General features: G+C 55.6%; 1 protein-coding gene. It reads right to left on the bottom strand.

Translation table 11 applies throughout. The annotated features are described in order from the left end of the window. Positions 1–239: hypothetical protein (locus ACSNOG_RS33980; protein ID WP_436756516.1), on the bottom strand; the 239-nt coding region annotated here is incomplete at both ends.

A 239-nucleotide genomic window follows, 5' to 3' on the forward strand; every position in this document is an offset into this window, starting at 1 on the left:
CCTTCACATCATAAGCGGCTGCCAAATCCTCCACTTCCAGCAGGTATTTTACAGCTTGCTCGTACAGCTCATTGTAGTTGACGCTGCGATTGTAAGCCGGAATGCCGGCGCGGATGAAAGAGGCTCCTACCAGCTTGGCTGCCCTCATCACTTTCTCCGTTTCCGCCAGATCGCCGCAGGTTAGATACGGAACGACCGCAATGCTCTGTCTGCCGTGCAGCTCCGCCGCCTGCTTGAAT

It is taken from the genome of Streptomyces sp. URMC 124, assembly GCF_051386455.1.
GTDB lineage: Bacteria > Actinomycetota > Actinomycetes > Streptomycetales > Streptomycetaceae > Streptomyces.